This window comes from Kitasatospora sp. NPDC004614 (assembly GCF_042873675.1).
Lineage (GTDB): Bacteria > Actinomycetota > Actinomycetes > Streptomycetales > Streptomycetaceae > Kitasatospora.
In genome coordinates this window covers 29,158-48,420 of the sequence record NZ_JBIALR010000016.1, presented here as the reverse complement: position 1 = coordinate 48,420, position 19,263 = coordinate 29,158, and the positions used below count along the sequence as shown (strand labels likewise).

General features: G+C 74.6%; 15 protein-coding genes. 12 read left to right on the top strand and 3 right to left on the bottom strand.

All coding sequences use genetic code 11. The annotated features are described in order from the left end of the window. Positions 1-24 precede the first annotated feature (24 nt). Complete coding sequence (locus tag ACFYST_RS27490) at positions 25-1,257, top strand: FAD-dependent monooxygenase (RefSeq protein ID WP_387866149.1); 1,233 nt, start codon at positions 25-27, stop codon at positions 1,255-1,257. 100 nt (positions 1,258-1,357) lie between these two features. Here ACFYST_RS27490 and ACFYST_RS27485 read toward each other — a convergent pair whose 3' ends face one another. Then, positions 1,358-2,860, bottom strand: coding sequence for a PH domain-containing protein (locus tag ACFYST_RS27485; RefSeq protein ID WP_387866147.1), 1,503 nt, complete (start codon positions 2,858-2,860; stop codon positions 1,358-1,360). Beyond that, a complete protein-coding gene (locus ACFYST_RS27480; RefSeq protein ID WP_387866144.1) occupies positions 2,857-3,390 on the bottom strand; it encodes a PH domain-containing protein in 534 nt (177 codons plus the stop codon). Before ACFYST_RS27480 ends, ACFYST_RS27485 begins: the two co-directional genes overlap by 4 nt. A gap of 174 nt (positions 3,391-3,564) precedes the next feature. Between ACFYST_RS27480 and ACFYST_RS27475 the strand changes: the two genes are divergently transcribed. The 5 genes from ACFYST_RS27475 to ACFYST_RS27455 all read left to right on the top strand — a co-directional run bounded on the left by ACFYST_RS27475 (position 3,565) and on the right by ACFYST_RS27455 (position 8,729). Next, positions 3,565-4,632, top strand: a complete 1,068-nt coding sequence (locus ACFYST_RS27475; RefSeq protein ID WP_387636998.1) for a glucose-1-phosphate thymidylyltransferase — start codon at positions 3,565-3,567, stop codon at positions 4,630-4,632. Beyond that, entirely contained in the window at positions 4,629-5,612 is a 984-nt protein-coding gene (rfbB, locus tag ACFYST_RS27470) for a dTDP-glucose 4,6-dehydratase (protein ID WP_387866143.1), read from the top strand. Before ACFYST_RS27475 ends, rfbB begins: the two co-directional genes overlap by 4 nt. Further along, positions 5,609-7,210: an FAD-dependent oxidoreductase gene (locus ACFYST_RS27465; RefSeq protein ID WP_387866140.1), complete on the top strand. Its 1,602-nt coding sequence runs from the start codon at positions 5,609-5,611 to the stop codon at positions 7,208-7,210. Before rfbB ends, ACFYST_RS27465 begins: the two co-directional genes overlap by 4 nt. A 93-nt stretch (positions 7,211-7,303) precedes the next feature. Further along, positions 7,304-8,038, top strand: a complete 735-nt coding sequence (locus ACFYST_RS27460) for an SDR family NAD(P)-dependent oxidoreductase (protein WP_387636990.1) — start codon at positions 7,304-7,306, stop codon at positions 8,036-8,038. Between the two features lie 76 nt (positions 8,039-8,114). After that, positions 8,115-8,729 carry an antibiotic biosynthesis monooxygenase family protein gene (locus ACFYST_RS27455; RefSeq protein WP_387866137.1) on the top strand — a complete coding sequence of 205 codons (615 nt, stop codon included), beginning with the start codon at positions 8,115-8,117 and terminating at the stop codon, positions 8,727-8,729. Between the two features lie 142 nt (positions 8,730-8,871). Here ACFYST_RS27455 and ACFYST_RS27450 read toward each other — a convergent pair whose 3' ends face one another. After that, the gene (locus ACFYST_RS27450) at positions 8,872-10,038 is read right to left on the bottom strand and encodes a nucleotide disphospho-sugar-binding domain-containing protein (RefSeq protein ID WP_387636985.1); all 1,167 of its coding nucleotides are present in this window, start codon (positions 10,036-10,038) and stop codon (positions 8,872-8,874) included. Positions 10,039-10,249: 211 nt separating this feature from the next. On the opposite strand from ACFYST_RS27450, the gene ACFYST_RS27445 reads away from it, so the two are divergent. From ACFYST_RS27445 to ACFYST_RS27420, 6 genes are all read left to right on the top strand, one after another. After that, positions 10,250-11,092, top strand: a complete 843-nt coding sequence (locus ACFYST_RS27445; protein ID WP_387636983.1) for an ABC transporter ATP-binding protein — start codon at positions 10,250-10,252, stop codon at positions 11,090-11,092. Continuing rightward, positions 11,092-11,955 (top strand): ABC transporter permease, encoded by an 864-nt coding sequence (locus ACFYST_RS27440; protein WP_387636980.1) that lies wholly within the window; start codon positions 11,092-11,094, stop codon positions 11,953-11,955. The genes ACFYST_RS27445 and ACFYST_RS27440 overlap by 1 nt, the downstream gene beginning before the upstream one ends. A gap of 253 nt (positions 11,956-12,208) precedes the next feature. Further along, positions 12,209-15,256: an amino acid adenylation domain-containing protein gene (locus ACFYST_RS27435; protein WP_387866136.1), complete on the top strand. Its 3,048-nt coding sequence runs from the start codon at positions 12,209-12,211 to the stop codon at positions 15,254-15,256. A gap of 10 nt (positions 15,257-15,266) precedes the next feature. After that, positions 15,267-16,523 carry a nucleotide disphospho-sugar-binding domain-containing protein gene (locus tag ACFYST_RS27430; RefSeq protein WP_387866134.1) on the top strand — a complete coding sequence of 419 codons (1,257 nt, stop codon included), beginning with the start codon at positions 15,267-15,269 and terminating at the stop codon, positions 16,521-16,523. Next, positions 16,523-17,770 carry a nucleotide disphospho-sugar-binding domain-containing protein gene (locus tag ACFYST_RS27425; RefSeq protein ID WP_387866131.1) on the top strand — a complete coding sequence of 416 codons (1,248 nt, stop codon included), beginning with the start codon at positions 16,523-16,525 and terminating at the stop codon, positions 17,768-17,770. Before ACFYST_RS27430 ends, ACFYST_RS27425 begins: the two co-directional genes overlap by 1 nt. A 15-nt stretch (positions 17,771-17,785) precedes the next feature. Continuing rightward, on the top strand, positions 17,786-18,523 hold the full coding sequence (locus tag ACFYST_RS27420; RefSeq protein ID WP_387636970.1) for an NAD-dependent epimerase/dehydratase family protein: 738 nt from the start codon (positions 17,786-17,788) through the stop codon (positions 18,521-18,523). The last annotated feature ends 740 nt before the right edge of the window (positions 18,524-19,263 follow it).

Genomic DNA, 19,263 nt, shown 5'->3' with positions numbered 1-19,263 from the left:
ACCCCTGCACCGGAGAGGAACGGCATGAGCGAGGACACCGGCCGGGAGGCCGAGGCGGACGTCTGCGTGGTCGGCGCCGGGCCGGCCGGGCTGGTGCTGGCGCTGCTGCTGCTGAAGTCCGGGCTGCGGGTCGCGGTGGTCGAACGGGCCCGCGCCCACCAGCGGGAGTTCCGCGGCGAGATCCTGCAGCCCGGCGCGATGGCGCTGCTGGACCGGCTGGGCGTGCTGTCCGGCGCCCGCACCCGCGGCGCGCACGAGCACGAGCGGTTCCGGCTGGTCGAGGGCGGCCGCGTGCTGCTCGACATCGACTACCGCCGCCTGCCCGCCCCGTACGACCACCTGCTGAGCCTGCCGCAGGCCCACCTGCTGGACGAACTGCTGCTGCACTGCGAGAAGTTCGAGGGCTTCGCGTACTTCGACGGCCACCGGGTCGGCGAGCTGCTCCAGGACGGCGGCCGCACCACCGGCGTCCGCGCGGGAACACTGACCGTCCGGGCGGCCGTGGTGGTCGGCGCGGACGGCCGGTACTCCAAGGTGCGCCGGCTGGCCGGGATCGAGGCCGGCCGCACCGAGGCGTTCGACCTGGACGTGCTCTGGTTCAAGCTCAAGCTGCCCGGCCGCCGCCCGGGCGAGCGCCGCGACGTACGGGTGTTCCGCGACGGCGGCAACCCGGTGCTGGCGTACGACTCGTACCCGGACAGCGCGCAGATCGGCTGGACCCTGCCGCACAAGGGCTACCAGCAGGTCGCCGTCCACGGTATCGACCACATCCGCGAGCAGCTGGCCGCGGCGATCCCGCCGTACGCCGAACTGATCCGGGAACAGATCCGCTCCACCCGCGACGTCACCCTGCTCGACGTGTTCTCCGGCCGGGCCGACCGCTGGGCCGCCGACGGCCTGGTGCTGATCGGCGACGCCGCGCACACCCACAGCCCGATCGGCGCGCAGGGCATCAACCTGGCCGTCCAGGACGCCGTGGTGCTGCACCCGATCCTGGTGCGGGCACTGGCCGACGGGGACACCTCGGCGGCCCGGCTGAGCGAGTTCGAGACCCTGCGCGGGCCGGACATCGCCGCGACCATGAAGCTCCAGGGCCTGCAGAGCAAGGCCATGCTGTCCCGGGGCGGACTGGCCGCGAAGATCCGGCCGAAGCTGGCGGCGGTCGTCCAGCGCACCCCGCTGGGGCGCAAGATCCTCGACCGGATCGCGTTCGGCAACCGCCGGGTGCGGATCGCCGAGGAGTGCTTCACCGACTGAGCCCCGGAACTGAGCCCCGGAACCGGGTCCCGGAGAAGACGAAGAGCGCCTCCCCGCGGGGAGGCGCTCTTCGGCGTTCCGTTTCGGGCGTTCCGTTTCGTCAGTCCGTCGCCGGGACCAGGAACGGTGTCAGCAGGCCGGGCAGCACCTGGTCGGCGACGCCCGGCAGCTGCTCGACGGGCAGGTCGATCACCTGGTACTTCTTGCGCCCGGCGGCGGTGGTCGCGGTCAGCGTCACCAGGCCGGCCCGGCGCTGGCCCCAGGAGCGGCGCAGGTTCCAGCCGATCACGCCCTCGCCCGACAGCACCGTCCGGCGGCGCACCAGCGAACCGTGCCGGGACACCAGGAAACCGTCCGCCACGGCGTGCCCCAGCGAGCGGTACCGGTCCAGGGCCAGCGGCACGGTGAACGGCAGCAGCGCCGCCCAGCCGAGCGCGCACCAGGCCGGCAGCAGGTCCAGTGCCGCCGCCGCGCCGAGCAGCGCCAGGCCCAGCGCCCAGCCGCCCAGCGCCCTGGTCAGCCGGCGGGTGCGGGCCCGCGGGCCGTGCCCGACCAGCGGCGCGCGCAGCGGCCCGTCGCCCACCACCTCCTCGGCCACCGCCAGCGCGGTCGCCAGCGGCGCGGCCGGGACCAGCGGCGGGCCGCCGCGCTCGCGGTGCGCGACCGTCGCGACGGCCGAGCAGCGCGCGCCGCCGAGCAGCCGCACCGGCAGGCTCTCGGCCAGCTCGACGCCGTACACCCGGCGCTTCTCCAGCGCGATGGCCCGCTTGCTCACCACCCCGTGCCGGATCTCCAGGGACCCGCCGGAGCCGCGCAGCAGGGCGAAGCCGACGGTGCGTTCGGCGAAGGTCAGCAGGTTGATCGCGGTGCCGACGAGCAGGATCACCAGCGGCAGCCGGACGGCCTTCGGGCCGAGCGCGTCGATGTGCAGCAGCCATTCCACCGTCGACCCGATCGGGGTCTGCTGGGTGATGCTGGACATCGGGCCGGTCAGCGACAGGCCGATCGCCAGCAGCGGCAGGAAACCGGTCAGCGCGAACGGCGCGTACCGGAGCCAGGTGGGCGAGAACCGCAGCAGTACGGTGGAGGGCTCCTGGGCGGCCACCGGGGTGGCCCGGGCGCCGGCGAGGAGTTCCTCGCGCAGCGCCAGCGCCTCGGTGCGCCGCAGCGCGTCCAGCTTCAGCCGGTCCCCGCGCGCGGTCGCCGCCTGCCCGGTGCCGACGGACACGGTGGCCAGGCCCAGCATCCGGTGGACGGCGCCGGAGTGCAGGTCGACGGTGCGCACCCGGTCGGCGGGCACCGCGATGTGACGCCGTATCAGCAGGCCGTGCCGCAGCTCCACCAGGCCCGGGGCGACCCGGAACCGGGTGGTCCACCAGCGCAGCAGGCCGGCGCCGACCGCCAGCGCCGTCACCAGGTACGCCCAGTTGTTGTGGTGCCCGGAGCTGTGCCCGAAGACGAGCGCCGTGATCAGCAGCGGCAGCATCTTGACCACCTCGTGCACCGGGTGGACCAGCAGCATCCGCGGGTCGAGCCGCCGCCAGCCGTCCTGGTCGGCCGGCGCCTCGGCGGGCGGGGCGGGCGGGGCGGGGACGGCGGTCATGTGGCGTCCCCCGTGCCGGACCTGACGGCGGCGGTGAGGTCGGCGGTGAGCCGGCTCGCGGTGTCCTCGGCCAGGCCGCGGATCTTCAACGGGCCGGCCGAGGACGCGGTGGTGACGGTGATGGTGGTCAGGCCGAGGCGGCGCTCCAGCGGCCCGCGCTCGTGGTCGATGGTCTGCACCCGGGCGAGTGGGGCGATCCGCCGCTCCTCGACCAGCCAGCCGCTCTGGGTGTAGATCGCGCTGTCGGTGGTCTCCCAGCGGTGGACGGCGAAGCGGCGGCGCGGCATCACGGCCAGGTGGACGGCGGCCAGCACCACGGTCAGCGCCAGCGCGGCCAGCCGGGGGACCGTCGCCCAGGACGGCAGCAGCACCAGCAGCGCGATCTGCGCGGCGGCGGCGAGCAGCCAGCGGAGCAGCGCGCTCAGCCGCCACCAGCGCACCGCGCGCGGGTCGACGGAATGCTCGGGCGGCCTCAGCCGCAGTGCGGGGGGCGGGAGTTGGGACCCGGGCGGGGGCGTGGTGGCGGACATGTCGATCAGCATCGCGCAGCCCTGGCGTGCCCCGCCGGTGATTCGCTCGACTTCCGCTGGAGCCGGCCCGCGGCCCGGCCCACCGATCCTGACGGCCGGGTTCGAGGGATTCTCCACCGCGAGCTCCCATCCTCCGGCTGTCCGCGCCATTGACCGTTGAGGAAGAGGACCCCGATGAAGGCTCTGGTGCTGTCGGGCGGGTCGGGAACCCGTCTGCGTCCATTCACCTATTCGATGCCCAAGCAGCTCATCCCGGTCGCCAACCGCCCGGTGCTCGAACACGTCCTGGAGAACATCCGCGAGCTCGGGGTCACCGAGATCGGCGTGATTGTCGGCGAACGGCGCCCGGAGATCGAGGCCGTGCTGGGCGACGGCGCCCGGCTCGGGGTGCGCATCACCTACCTCCACCAGGAGCAGCCGCTCGGCCTGGCGCACACCGTGACCGTCGCCCGGGAGTTCCTCGGCGACGACGACTTCGTGATGTACCTCGGCGACAACATGCTCCCGGACGGGATCGTGGAGATCGCCGAGGAGTTCCGGGCCAACCGGCCGGCCGCCCAGGTGGTGGTCCACAAGGTCGCCGACCCGCGGGCGTTCGGGGTGGCCGAGGTCGCCCCCGACGGCACGGTGCAGCGCCTGGTCGAGAAGCCCCAGCAGCCGCGCAGCGACCTGGCGCTGATCGGCGTCTACTTCTTCACCCCGGCGATCCACCGGGCGGTCGCCGGGATCGAGCCCAGCCCCCGCGGCGAGCTGGAGATCACCGACGCCATCCAGTGGCTGGTCACCGAAGGGGCGCAGGTCAGCGCCAGTGAGTACCGGGGATACTGGAAGGACACCGGCCGGGTCGACGACGTCCTGGACTGCAACCGGCAACTGCTGGACGGCCTGCGCCGCTCGGTCGCCGGCGAGGTCGACGAGAGCAGCGAGCTGATCGGCGAGGTGCTGGTCGAGCCCGGCGCCAAGGTGATCCGCTCGCGGATCGAGGGCCCGGCGGTGGTCGGAGCGGGCAGCGTGATCGAGGACAGCCACATCGGCCCGCACACCTCGATCGGCCGGGACTGCGTCCTGCGCGACACCCACGTGTCCTACTCCATCGCGCTGGACGGCGCGACCGTCCGCGGTGTCAGCGGCGTGCACGGCTCGTTGATCGGCCGTTCCGCCAACGTCACCAGCGTGCAGAGCACCCTGCGTCACCACCGCCTGGTGGTCGGCGATCACACTCAGGTCGAGGTGGCAGCATGAGAATCCTGGTCACCGGCGGTGCCGGTTTCATCGGGTCGCACTACGTCCGGACGCTGCTCGAGGGCGGCTACCCCGGCTACGAGGACGCGCAGGTCACCGTCCTCGACAAGCTCACCTACGCCGGCAACCGGGACAACCTGCCGGCCTCCGGCCCCCGGCTGGACTTCGTCCAGGGCGACATCTGCGACCTGCCGCTGCTGCTCGAACTGATGCCCGGCCACGACGCCGTGGTGCACTTCGCCGCCGAATCGCACGTGGACCGCTCGCTGGAGTCCGCCGCCGAGTTCGTCCGCACCAACGTCGGCGGCACCCAGAACGTCATGGAGGCCGCGCTGCGCTCCGGCGTGCCGCGGGTGGTGCACGTCTCCACCGACGAGGTGTACGGCTCCATCGACGAGGGCTCCTGGACCGAGGAGTGGCCGCTGCTGCCGAACTCCCCGTACGCCGCCTCCAAGGCCGGCTCCGACCTGATCGCCCGCGCCTACTGGCGCACCCACGGGCTGAACGTCTCGGTCACCCGCTGCTCCAACAACTACGGGCCCTACCAGCACCCCGAGAAGCTCATCCCGCTGTTCGTCACCAACCTGCTGGAGGGCAAGCAGGTCCCGCTGTACGGCGAGGGCGCCAACATCCGCGAATGGCTGCACGTCGACGACCACTGCCGGGCCATCCAGCTGGTGCTGACCGGCGGCCGGGCCGGCGAGATCTACAACGTCGGCGGCGGCAACGAGCAGACCAACCTGCAGATCACCGAACAGCTGCTGGAGCACCTGGGCGCCGACTGGAGCGCGGTGCGCAAAGTCTCCGACCGCAAGGGCCACGACCTGCGGTACTCGCTGGACGAGAGCAAGATCCGTGAGGAACTCGGCTACGCACCGCGGATCCCGTTCGCTCAGGGCCTGGCCGACACCGTCGACTGGTACCGGGACAACCCGGGCTGGTGGAAGACCGTCAAGCACGGCCTGGAGGAGAGCCGGTGACCACCGCACAGGTCCTGGTCGTCGGCGCCGGGCCGGTCGGCCTGACCGCAGCCCACGAACTCGCCCGGCACGGCGTCACCGTCCGGCTGGTCGACGCCGCCGACGGCCCCGCCACCACCAGCCGGGCCCTGGCCACCCACGCCCGCACCCTGGAGGTCTACGACCAGATCGGCATCCTGGACGAGGTACTGCCGCGCGGCCAGCGCGTCGAACACTTCACGCTGCACCAGAACGGCCGCCGGCTGGCCCGCTTCGACACCGACTACAGCCACCTGCCCACCCGCTTCCCGTTCACCCTGATGGTCGACCAGGTGATCACCGAGGAGGTGCTGCGCACCGCCTGCGCCCGCCAGGGCGTCCAGGTCGAGTGGGGCGTGCGGCTCGCCTCGTTCGACGACCGCGGGGACGGCGTCGGGGCCGTGCTCACGCACCCCGACGGCCGCACCGAAGACGCCTCGTTCGACTGGATGATCGGCTGCGACGGCGGGCACAGCACCGTCCGCAAGCAGCTCGGCATCCCGCTGATCGGCGAGAGCAGCGAGACCTGGCTGATCGCCGACGCGGTGGTCGACTGCGACCTCCCCCGGGACAGCATCCACTGGATGCGCACCCCCGCCGGCACCGTGATGATGGTGCCCTTCCCCGACCCCGGCAAGTGGCGGCTGCTGGACACCGCCGACGCCTCGTACCCCAGCGACGAGGCGGTTGCCCGGCGCTTCGCCGAGAAGATCTCGATCGGCACCGGACGGCCCGTCGAGGTCGAACTTCCCACCTGGGTCTCGGTGTTCACCATCCAGCAGCGGATGATCGAGCAGATGCGCAGCGGCCGGGTGTTCCTGGCCGGCGACGCCGCGCACGTCCACAGCCCCGCCTCCGGCCAGGGCCTGAACACCGGCATCCAGGACGCCGTCAACCTGTCCTGGAAACTCGCCGCGGTGGTCAACGGCGAGGCCGCCGAAACCCTGCTCGACAGCTACAGCGCCGAACGGGTCCCGGTCGGGGCGACCCTGCTGAAGTCCACCCGGATGGCCACCATGCTGGTGCAGCTCCGCAGCCGGAAGGCCGCCGCCGCACTGCGCACCCTCTTCACCGTGGTCCGCTCGGTACGGCCGCTGAAGTCGAAGATCGAACGCAAGATCATGGGCGGCATGTCGGCCCTGGACCTCTCCTACGCCGACGGCCCGCTCGCCCTGCCCGCCGCACCCGCCACCGGCTCCGGCCCGGCACCCGGGCAGCGGGTCGCCAAGGTCACCGACCCGTCGCCCGCCTGGACCGCGCTGCTGGACGAACTGCGCACCCCCGGCTGGACACTGCTGGCCCGCGCCGTCCCCGCCCAGTACCCGGCGCTGCACCGGCTCGCCGAGGAGCACCCGGCCGTCCGGGTCCGCACCCTGGGCGAGGACGGGCCAGGACCGCTCGCCGACCCCGACGGCGCGCTCGCCGCCGACCTCGGCGTCCCGGCCGGCGGCTGGCTGCTGATCCGACCCGACGGCCACCTCGCCGCGTCCGGGCCCGGCCTGGACGCCGCCCCGCCCGCCGAGGCGTTCGCGGCGCTCGGCCTCCGCGCGGGCGCCGCGGACCGGCTCGCCGTCGGCTGACGCGGCGAGGTGGCGGGGCGGCGCACCGCCACCTCGCCACCCCACCGCGCCGGCCACTTCTTTCACCGACCACTTCGCAGACGGAGACATGTGATGGGAAAGCTGACCGGACGTACCGTCCTCATCAGCGGCGCGGCCGGCGGCCAGGGCGCCGTCACCGCACGGCGGTTCGTCGCCGAGGGCGCCCGGGTGGTGCTCGGCGACCTGCGCGAGGACGTGAAGGAACTCGCCGACGAGCTCGGCGAATCGGCCGCGGCGATCCGGCTGGACGTCCGCCGCGAGGAGGACTGGGCGGCCGCCGTCGCACTCGCCGAGCAGACCTTCGGCGGACTCGACGGCCTGGTCAACAACGCCGGCATCCTGCACCAGGGCCTGCTGGAGGCCACCACCCGCGACGACTACCTGAACGTGATCGAGGTCAACCAGCTCGGCGTGTTCCTCGGCATGCGCGCCGTCGTCCCCGCGCTGCGCGCCGCCGGCGGCGGAACGATCGTCAACATCGCGTCCGTCAACGCCCAGCAGGGCGTGCCGATGCTCACCGCCTACTGCGCCAGCAAGTTCGCGGTGCTCGGCATGACCAAGGTCGCCGCGCTGGAACTCGGCCGCGACGGCATCCGGGTCAACGCCGTCTGCCCGGGCGTGATCCGCACCGACATGACCGGCGGCATGCCCGAGCGGATCGAGCAGCGGCTGCTGGAGGGCATCCCGCTCGGCCGGTTCGGCGCCCCCGACGAGATCGCCGCCCTCACCCTGTTCCTCACCAGCGCCGAGTCCGGGTACTGCTCCGGCGGCGAGTTCGTCGCCGACGGCGGCTGGACGGCCGGCTGACACCCCGTTCGAGCGGCCCTCGACCGGCCGCGGCCAGACTCCCCGCACGGACCGAGACCACGACAGGACACCGCACATGACCGACGACCAGACCACCGACCGCCCGATCACCGTGGTCGCCACCTTCACCCTGAAGGGCGACGCCGCCGAGTTCGAGCAGCTGCTCGCCGAGCAGGCCGAACTGATGCGCGCCGGCGACGGCTTCGAACTCGGCGTCCTGGCCCGCTCCACCACCTCGCCCGACACCTACGTCAACCTCGCCTGGTGGCGCGACTCCCAGTCGTACCTGTCGGTGGTGCGCTCCTACGCCTTCGCGGCCAAGGCGATGAGCGAGCTGCCCCGGCTCGCGGACGCCCGGATCGACCGCTTCGTCCCCACCGCCGACCACGGCACGCTGCTGCCCGCCGACGGCGCCGAGCAGGGCGTGCTGGTGCTGGCGGTGCACGCCGCCGACGAGTCCGCCGCCGAACAGGTCGAGGCCGGCTGGGCCGCGCACACCGAGCAGCTGGCCGGCCAGGAGGGCTTCCTGGGCGCGGCCCTCGGCCGCTCCGAGGTCCGCCCCGGCGGCCACGGACAGCTCGGCTGGTGGCGCGACGAGGCCGCGGCCGCCGCCGCGCCCGGCTACCGCGCGGAGGGCACCGAGACGCTGGTGCTCCGCCCGGTGCACACGGTCTCCGGCCGGACCGCCTGAGCCGCGCCGCAATCGCAATCGCGACCGCCCGCCCGCCGGTACCACGGCCGGGCGGGCGGCCGTCTGCGTTGGACCGGTGGCGGGCAACGAGAAGGCCCCCGCCGGGGCGGGGGCCGTTCGGGCCCGGGGGAGCGGTGAACGCTCAGGCGGCGCCGGCCAGTTCGACCAGCACCGGGACGGTCTCCGCCGGGCTCGGCTGCCCGGCCATGCCCGCGCGCAGCCGGGCCGCGCCCTCCGCGTGGGCCGGGTCGGACACCAGCGCCCGCAGCGCCTTGTGCACGGCCTCCACGTCGTTCTGCTGCGCCGCCTCGTCCAGGCTCAGGCCCGCGCCGCAGGCGACGATCCGGTCGCCGACCACGAAGGTGTCCAGGTGGCCGGGCAGCACCAGCTGCGGCAGGCCGAACGCGGTCGCCGTCAACTGGGTGCCGGAGCCGCCGTGGTGGACCACCGCCGTGCAGCCGCCGAGCACCGCGTCCAGCGGCACCGGGTCGACCAGCCGCACCGAGGACGGCACCGGGCCGAGCTGCTCCCGGTATGGGGCGCCGACGGTGACCAGCGCCTCGGTGTCCGGGATGCCGTCGAAGGCGTCGACGATCCGGCGCAGCAGCGGCAGCCCGTTCATCGCCAGCGTCAACTGCCCGAGCGACACGCACACCCGGTGCCCGGCCGGCTCGTCGAACGCCCAGTCGGGCACCGGGCCTGAGCCGTTGCTCGGCACGTACCGGATCGGGGTGCCGGGGGTGACGGACGGGTCCTGGAAACCGGGCGGGCACGGGTCGAGCACCAGGTCCGGCTGCGGCAGGCCGTCCGGCAGGCCGAGGCGGGCGCACACCCCGCTCAGCGAGTGCGCGCCCACCGCGTGCGCGACCTCGCCGACCGGGTCGACGCCCCAGCGGTGCTGCACCACCGGGACGCCCAGCAGGCCGCCGACGATCAGCGCGCCGTACTCCAGCCGGTCGGAGAGCACCAGGTCCGGCTTCCAGGAGCGGGCGATCTCCAGGTACGCGCCCACCGTGTACCGGGTGTGCATGGTCCACGGGCGCACCGCGCCGGCGAACGCGGCCGGCGCCGGACGCCCGCCGGCCTCGATCGGACGCAGCCCGGCCGGCAGCCCCAGCGACATCAACTCGCCCGCGTGGAAGGCCTCGCCGACGCTGTGGCCGCTCAGCCCGGCCGCGTGCGCGGCGGCGATCACGTCCGGCTGGCCGGCCACCAGCACCTCGTGCCCGGCCCCGCGCAGCGCCCAGGCCAGCGGGGCGAGCGGGGCGAAGTGGGTTGCCACCGGGGTGGTGATGATGAGTACCTTCATCGGGGTCCTCGGCTCCTCGAACAGGTGTCAACTGACGGACGCAGACGGTCCGTCGGCGCGCTGGAGCCGCCCTCGGCGGCGGCTGGAGCCGGGTCGTCCGGCCGCTCCGGGCACGTTGTCCGGCCGCTCCAGCGGGCTTCGAGCGGTACCCGAGGTGCGGTCGTTAGCGTCGGCGTCGCCACCGCCCATGACCCCGGAAGGATCATCCGTCATGTCCGAATTCGCCATCCACGCCAGGGGACTGCGCAAGCGGTACGGCGACACGCTCGCGGTCGACTCGGTCGACCTGGACGTCCGGCACGGCGAGATCTTCGCGCTGCTGGGCCCGAACGGCGCGGGCAAGACCACGACCACCGAGATGCTCGAGGGCTTCCGCACCCGCGACGGCGGCGAGCTGAACGTGCTCGGCGAGGACCCCGGCAAGGCCGGCCCGGCCTGGCGCTCGCGGATCGGCATCGTGCTGCAGGGCTCCAAGGACTTCGCGGACCTCACCGTCGCCGAGGTGGTGCACCACTTCACCGCCTACTACCCGCAGCCGCGGGACGCCGACGAGGTGATCGAGGCGGTCGGCCTGACCGAGAAGCGCAAGACCCGCGCCGCCTCGCTCTCCGGCGGCCAGCGCCGCCGCCTGGACGTGGCGCTCGGCATCATCGGCAATCCCGAACTGCTGTTCCTGGACGAGCCCACCACCGGTTTCGACCCCGAGGTGCGGCGCAAGTTCTGGGCGCTGATCGCGGGCCTGCGCAGCACCGGCACCACCATCCTGCTCACCACCCACTACCTGGACGAGGTCGAGTACCTGGCCGACCGGGTCGGCGTGGTCACCTCCGGCCGGGTGGTGGAGGTCTCCACCCCCGAGCGGCTCGGCGACCGGCACCTGGCGCCCGCCACCGTCCGCTGGATCGGCGCGGACGGACCGCAGGAGATCCAGACCGCCACCCCCACCCGCACCGTCTCCGAGCTGGCCGCCCGCTTCGGCGGCGAGGTCCCGGAGCTGACGGTGACCCGCCCGTCGCTGGAAGACGTCTACCTGCAGATGATCGGAGACCGGTGATGGAAGCGACCAGGACGCCCGCGGTGGCCACCGCCACCACCGCCGGCCGGGCCCGCACCGCGGCCGGGCCCGCGCTGCTGAGGATCGCCGCCGCCCGCGCGGTGCTGGAGATCCGCGGCTTCTTCCGCTCCCGCGGCCAGATGATCCTCACCTTCTCGACGCCGATCGTGCTGCTGATCCTGTTCAGCGCGATCTTCGGCGGCAAGGTCGAGGGCACCGACCTGCAGATGTCCCAGCTGTACTCGACCGGCATGCTCGCGGTCGGCGTGATGTCCACCAGCTTCCAGACGCTGGCCCTGCAGGTCGCCGCCGAGCGCCGCAACGGCGCGCTCAAGCGGCTGCGCGGCACCCCCATGCCGCCGGTCGCCTACTTCCTCGGCAAGATCGCCATGGTGCTGGTCTCCAGCCTCGGCCAGGCCATCGTGCTGATGGTCATCGGCTCGCTGTTCTTCGGCCTCAAGCTGCCCACCGACGTGACCAGTTGGCTGACCTTCGGCTGGATCTACCTGCTCGGCATCTCCGCGTGCAGCCTGCTCGGCCTGGCCTTCTCCTCGCTGATCGGCGGCGAGGAGGGCGGCGGCCCGATCGTGATCCTGCCGTTCATGGCGCTGCAGTTCATCTCCGGCGTGTTCGTGCCGTTCCAGACCCTGCCGCACTACCTCCAGCAGATCGCCTCGTTCTTCCCGCTCAAGTGGCTGTGCCAGGGCATGCGTTCGGTGTTCCTGCCGGACACCTACCTGTCCCAGGAGCTGGCCCACTCGTGGGAGCTCGGCCGGGTCGCGCTGGTGCTCGGCGGCTGGGTGGTGGTCGGCCTGGTGATCTGCCTGACCACCTTCCGCTGGAAGACCCGCCACGACGGCTGAGCCACCCCGTCCCCCACACGTACGACACCGGCCCGCCGGGGCAGACCGCCCCGGCGGGCCTCGCCGTGCCCGCGCCCGGCCCGGAGCTCCCAGCGGGATTCGAGCAGCCGTCGTCCGGGCGGCAGCAGGCTGATGGCCGAACCGGCATGGGCCGTGCGGCCGGTGTCGACCCGCGGACGAAACAGGAGAGCACGAGATGGCGAACCCGGTGCAGCCGGATCCGGCTCCAAGCCCCTACCGACGGGGCGGGACCATGCACGACCTCTTCCGGTGGAGCGCCGAGCGCACCCCCGACGCGACCGCCCTGGTGGACGGCGAACGGCGGATCGGTTACCGGCAGCTCGACGACGCCTCCGACCACTTCGCCGCCGCCCTGGAGGACGCCGGCGTCGGCCCCGGCCGGATCGTCCCGCTGCTGCTGCCGCGCGGCCCCGAACTGGTGGTCGCCATGCTGGCCGTGCTCAAGCGCGGCGCCGCGTACGCCGCCCTCGACCCGCGCTGGCCCGCCGACCGCACCGCCGGCCTGGTCGCCCAGCTGGACGCGCCGCTGCTGGTCACCGACCTGCCCGGTGACTGGCCGGTCCCGGTGGCCGCCCCGCCCGCCGACCCGGCCGCCCCGCCCGCCGGACCGCAGCGCCGCCCCACCCCCGTCGAGGTGCGCGGCGAGGACGTCAGCACCGTCTTCTTCACCTCCGGCACCACCGGCGCCCCCAAGGCCGTGCTCTCGCCGCACCGCGGCACCGTCCGGCTCTTCGACGACTGCGCGTTCTCCGACTTCGGCCCCGGCAGCGCCATCCTGCAGATCGCCGCCGCCCCCTGGGACGGCTTCACGTGCGACTGCTGGGGCGCGCTGCTGTGCGGCGGCAAGGTGGTGTTCACCGACTCGCTGCTGATGCCCGACACCCTGCGCGCGCTGATCGCCGCCGAGGGCATCACCCACGGCTTCATCACCACCTCGCTGTTCAACATGATCGTCGACGAGGGCGTGGACGCCTTCGCGGGCCTGCGCAAGGTGCTGATCGGCGGCGAGAAGGTCTCGCCCCCGCACGCCCGCCGCTTCCTGGAGCGCCACCCCGGCATCCCGCTCGGCAACGGCTACGGCCCGGTCGAGTGCACCGTGTTCGCCACCGAGTACGAGATCACCGCCGCGGACTGCGACTCCCCGGACGGCATCCCGCTCGGCCACCCGCTGCCGCACACCGAGGTGTTCGTGCTGGACGGCGACCGGCTGTGCGCGACCGACGAGGAGGGCGAGCTCTGCCTGGCCGGCGACGGTCTCGCGCACGGCTACCTCGACCCGGAACTGACGGCCCGCAAGTTCACCGAGGTCACCGTCGAGGGCCGCACCGTCCGGGTCTACCGCACCGGCGACCGCGGCCGGCGGCGCGCCGACGGGCTGCTGCGCTACGGCGGCCGGATGGACCGGCAAGTCAAGATGCGCGGCCTGCGGATCGAGGTCGAGGAGATCGAGGCGCACGCCGCCGCCGTCCCCGGCGTCGCCGACGCCGTGGTCGTCCCGGTGCTCGACCCCGGCGGCGCGTGCACCGCGCTGAACCTGTTCTTCACCGCCCTGGGCACCCCGCCGCTCGACCCCGACGGCCTGCGGGCCGCGCTGTCCGCGGCCCTGCCCGGCTACCTGGTGCCCGCCCGGCTGATCCGGCTGGAGCGGATGCCGCTCACCGCCAACTCCAAGCTCGACCGCAAGGCCCTGGACGCCCTCGCCGCCGCCCCGGACGCCCCCGAGGAGGCCGAGGAGGAGACCGCCGACCCCACCGAACGCGCCGTCGCCGAGGCCTTCGCCGCCGTCCTGCGCCGGCCGCACGTCCCGCTCGCCGCCTCGTTCTTCGACCTCGGCGGCAGTTCGCTGGACGCCGCCCGGCTGTGCGCCCGCCTCGGCGCGCACGGCCACGCCGTGGTGGCCGCCCAGCTGTACCGCACCCCGACCGTGCGCACCCTCGCCGCCTGGCTCGACCGGGCCGACCCCGCCGCGCCCGCCGCCACCGGCCCCGCGCTGCCCGCCGGCGCCGTCGAACTCACCTCCATGCAGGACGTGTTCCTGGTGCTCGACGACATCTCGGTGTCCGCCTGGCGGCTCGACGGCGACCTCGACCCGGCCGCGCTGCGGGCCGCCGCCGGCGACCTGCACCGCCGCCACCAGGCCCTGCACGCCCGCTACCAGGCCCGCGGCCGCTCCGTCGCGGTGCTGCCCGAGCAGCCCGGCGAGGCCGAGTTCGCACAGCTCCCCGACGCGGACGGAACCACCGCCGCCGCCCGGGCGCTGCGGGCCCACCTGGCGAGCCCGCTGTCGGTCGGCGCCGGCCGGATCTGGCGCACCGCCGCCGTCCGGATCCGGGAGACCGGCAGCTGGCTGATCGGCGTCGCCGTGCACCACATCGCCTTCGACGGCTGGTCCCAGGCGCTGCTCGCCGAGGACCTCTCCACCGCGTACACCGCCCGGGCGCGCGGCGAGCAGCCGGTCTTCGCCAGCCCCGCCGGCACCCTCGCCGAGGCGGCCGAGGAGCACCGCCGGCACCTCGCCCGGGTCGACCTGGACGCCCAACGGGCGTTCTGGCGCGAGGAATTGACGGGCCTCGCGGCGCTGGAGCTGCCCGGAGCGCAGTCGGTACGCGCCGCGCAGCTCGGCCCGGTGCGCACCGACCGGATCCGGCTGACCGCCGAGCAGCGCGCCCGGCTGGAGGAGGCCGCCCGGGAGTCCGGCAGCACCCCGTTCGCGCACTGGTACGGCGCGCTGGTCGGCGTGCTGCGGTCGCTGACCGGGCAGGAGGACGTGACCGTCGGCGTGCCCGTCGCCCGGCGCGGCGGCCCGCGGATGGACGCCACCGTCACCACCCGCGTCGACCTGCTCTGCCTGCGGGCCCGCCCCGGCGGCGGGGGCCTCGCGCAGGTCGTCGGCCGGGCCCTCGCCCACCAGGAACTCCCGTTCCGCGACGTGGTGATGGCGCTCGCGCTGGCCGGCCAGGACATCGGCCGGCTGCTGGCCGTGCCGCTGTTCGTCCTCCAGGACAACGCGCTGCCCCGGCTCACCCTGCCCGGCCTGCCCGCCACCCCGCTCGACCTGGACGAGGAGCAGTCCGCGCAGGCCCTGGTGATCGAGGTCGGCCCGCTGCCCGACGGCGGCGCCGAGGTGACCGTCCGGACCCGCACCGACCTGCTCCCGGACGGCCTGGGCGACCGGATCGGCCGCGAACTGGTGGCAGCGGCACAGGAATTCGCGCGGCCCGCAGCAGCGGGTCGCGCCGGGACGGGACGCGTGCCGGCCGGCGCGGCGTCCGCGGTGTGAGGAGCGAGTCGTGCGGGTGTTGTTCACGGTGTCGGACTGGTTCGGCCACTGGTCGGCGATGGTGCCGCTGGGCTGGGCGCTTCAGGGCGCCGGCCACGAGGTGCGGGTGCTGTGCGCGCCCTCCCAGGCGGACGCGCTGACCCGGGCCGGACTGACCGCCGTCCCGGTGCTGGACGGCTGGGACATGGCCTTCCAGGGCCGGCTGCAGAACTACTTGAACGCGGGGAAGGGCCTGTGGTCCTACCCCGAGCCGCCGCCGCACCCCGTCACCGGGCAGCCGCTGGCCGATCTCGCCGACTTCGACCTCGGCGGCTGGTTCGGCGCGAACCTGCCCGCCCTGGCCGAGCGCGCCCGGCAGTCCACCGACGCCGCCGTCGCGTACGCCCGCCGCTGGCAGCCCGACGTCCACGTCCACGACCTGGTCAGCATCGAGGGACTGCTGCTCGGCCGGGTGCTGGACGTCCCGTCCGCCATCCACCTGTGGGGGCCGGCCGGGACCGACGAGCAGGAGCCCGGGCTGACCCTGGTGCCCGTCGACATGAGCAAGTCCTTCGAACGGTACGGCGTCGGCGAACCCGGGTTCGAGCAGGTCACCCACGTGATCGACGCCAACCCGGCGAGCCTCGCCCCCGCCGTCCAGGGCGCCGAACGGCTGCCCGTCCGGTTCGTCCCGTACAACGGTCCCGGCGCCGAGCCGGACTGGCTGGCCGGGCTGCCCGAGCGGCCCCGGGTCTGCGTGGTGTGGGGGACCTCGGTGTCCGAGATGTTCGGCGAGGTGTCCTTCACCGTGCCGCAGGTGATCGAGGAACTGGCCGCGCTGGACGTCGAGGTGGTACTCACGCTGACCGGCGCCGACCGCGAACGCCTCGGCGAACTCCCGTCGAACGTCCGCCTGTTGGAGCGGGTGCCGCTGCACCTGCTGCTGCCGCACTGCGACCTGGTGGTGCACCACGGCGGCGCCGGGTGCGTGATGACCGCGCTCGCCGCCGGCACCCCGCAGCTCGCCCTCACCAACGGCGTCGAGCAGCGGCTGAACGCCGACCGGATCGCCGCCGCCGGGGCGGGCCTCGGCCTGCCCAACGCCGGCCTGGAGCCCGGGGCGGTCCGCGCGGCCGCCGCCGCGCTGCTCGGCGACCCCGCCCACCGGGCCGCCGCGAGAAGGCTGCGCGAGGAGAACGACCGGCGGCCCGCCCCGGCCGAACTGGTCAGCGTCCTGGAGGAGTTGGCCGCCGCCCGGCAGCCCGCCACGGTCGGCGGTGGCCGCTGATGCGGGTGCTGTTCACCGTCTCCGACTGGCCCGGCCACTGGTCCGCGATGGTGCCGCTCGGCTGGGCGCTGCAAGGCGCCGGCCACGAGGTGCGGGTGCTGTGCGCGCCCTCGCAGACCGAGCCGCTGACCCGGGCCGGACTGACCGCCGTCCCGCTGCTCGGCGGCTGGGACATGGCCGTCCAGGGCCGGCTGCAGAACTACGTCTCCGCCCGGGACGGCCAGTGGCGGTTCGCCGAACCCCCGCCGCACCCCGTCACCGGGCAGCCGCTGGCCCGGCTCGCCGACTTCGACCTCGGCGGCTGGTTCGCCCAGTACCACCCCACCCTGGTCGCCGACGCCACCCGCTCCACCGACGCCGCCGTCGGCTACGCCCGGCACTGGCAGCCGCAGTTGGTGGTGCACGACCAGCTCAGCATCGAAGGGCCGCTGGTCGGCCGGGTGCTCGACGTCCCCGCCGTGCTCCAGCTCTGGGGCCCGGTCGGGCCCGCCGACGAGGGCGAGGGGCTGATCATGCTGCCGCCCGACTACAGCGGCGCCTTCCGCCGCCACGGCGTCGGCGACCACGGGCCGCAGCACTACGCGTACGCCATCGACCCCTGCCCGCCTGCCGTCGCCCCGCCGCTGCGCGGCGCCGCCCGCCGGCTGCCCGTCCGGTTCCTGCCGTACAACGGGCCCGGCGCCGAGCCCGGCTGGCTGGCCGGGCTGCCCGAGCGGCCCCGGGTCTGCGTGGTGTGGGGGACCTCGGTGTCCGACATGTTCGGCGAGGTGTCCTTCGCCGTCCCCAAGGTGATCGAGGCACTTGCCGCGCTGGACGTCGAAGTGGTGCTCACGCTGACCGGCGCCGACCGCGAACGGACCGAACGCCTCGGCGAACTCCCCCCGAACGTCCGCCTGTTGGAACGGGTGCCGCTGCACCTGCTGCTGCCGCACTGCGACCTGGTGGTGCACCACGGCGGCGCCGGATGCGTGATGACCGCACTCGCCGCCGGCACCCCGCAACTCGCCCTGCCCAACGGCCTCGACCAGCACCGCAACGCCGAACGGATCACCGCCGCGGGCATCGGCCTCGGCCTGCCCAACGCCACCGCCCGGGCCGACGACATCCGGACGGCCGCCACCACCCTGCTCGGCGACCCCGCCCACCGGGCCGCCGCGAGAAGGCTGCGCGAGGAGAACGACCGGCGGCCCGCCCCGGCCGAACTGGTCCGCACCCTCCAGGAGCTGGCCGCCGTCGCCGCCCGCTGAAGGGACACACAGACAATGCACATCGTGGGAACCGGGTTCCTCGCCCGCAGCCTCACCCCGATCGCCGACGCCCACCCCGACACCGTCGTACTCGCCGCCGGCGTCTCCTGGGCCTCCGGCACCTCCGACACCGACTTCACCCGCGAGGCCGACCTGCTGGCCGACACCGCCCGCCGGTGCGCCGCCGACGGACGCCGACTGCTGTTCTTCTCCACCGCCTCCACCGGCATGTACGGCAACGCCCACGGCCCCGGCCGGGAGGACGAACCCGTCGAACCCTGCACCCCCTACGGACGCCACAAGCTGGCGCTGGAACGGCAGTTGCAGGACTCCCGAGCCGAGTACCTGATCCTCCGCCTCGGCCACCTGGTCGGCCCCGGCCAGCCCCCGCACCAACTGCTGCCCGCCCTGCTCCGGCAGGTCCGCTCCGGCGCCGTGCAGATCCACCGCGGCGCCGCCCGCGACCTGATCAGCGTCGCCGACGTGATCACCGTCATCGACCGGCTGCTCGGCCGCGGCCTGCGCGGCGAAGTCGTCAACGTCGCCTCCGGCTTCGCCGTCCCCGTCGAACGGATCGTCGACCACCTGGAACAGCGGCTCGGCCTGCACGTCGACCGCGGATACGCCGACTCCGGGGCCGCCCAGCACGCCATCGCCACCGACCGGCTGGCCGCCCTGGTGCCCGACGTCGCCCGGCAGTTCGGACCCGAGTACTACCGGCCGGTGCTGGACACCTTCCTGGCCGCTGCCTGACGGATTCCTGGCCGCTGCCTGACGGAGCGCGGGGCTGCCGTGCGCGGGTGGACGGTCAGGCCCACGGCCGGGACGTCCGGGCCTGCCGCGAAGGTCTGCCCGGAGGCGTCCGGTGGCCACCGGGCCGGCCGGGCCACGCAGCCGCCTGACGGAGCGCGGGGCTGCCGTGCGCGGGTGGACGGTCAGGCCCACGGCCGGGACGTCCGGGTCTGCCGCGCAGGTCTGCCCGGAGGTATCCGGTGGCCACCGGGCCGGCCGGGCCACCGGGTGCGGGAACCGGCCGGCCCCGCAGGACGCAGGCCGGGACGGGTGCCCGCCGTCCGCCCCGAGCGGCCCAGCCACCCCCATCAGCCGGTCCGGCCCGAACGCGCCCGCGCCGGAGCCGTCGGGCGCCGCTGTGGTGTGGCGGCATTGCCTTCCGCGCGGCCCGGGTCGGCATCCCGGTCTGCTGGGCCCACTGCGTGTCCGGGTCGTGCAAGCCGCCGCCTGCGCCGGCCGTTGCCCGCCGCTGTGGTGTGGCGGCATTGCCTTCCGCGCGGCCCGGGTCGGCATCCCGGTCTGCTGGGCCCACTGCGTGTCCGGGTCGTGCAAGCCACCGCCTGCGCCGGAGCCGTCGCCGCCGCCGTGGTGCGACGGCATTGCCCTCCGCACCGCCCGGGCCGGCGCCCCGGCCCACCGTGCGTCCGGGTCGCGCGAGCCCCCCGCCTCGGCCGGAGCCCGCCGCCCGCCGAGCTTCGAGC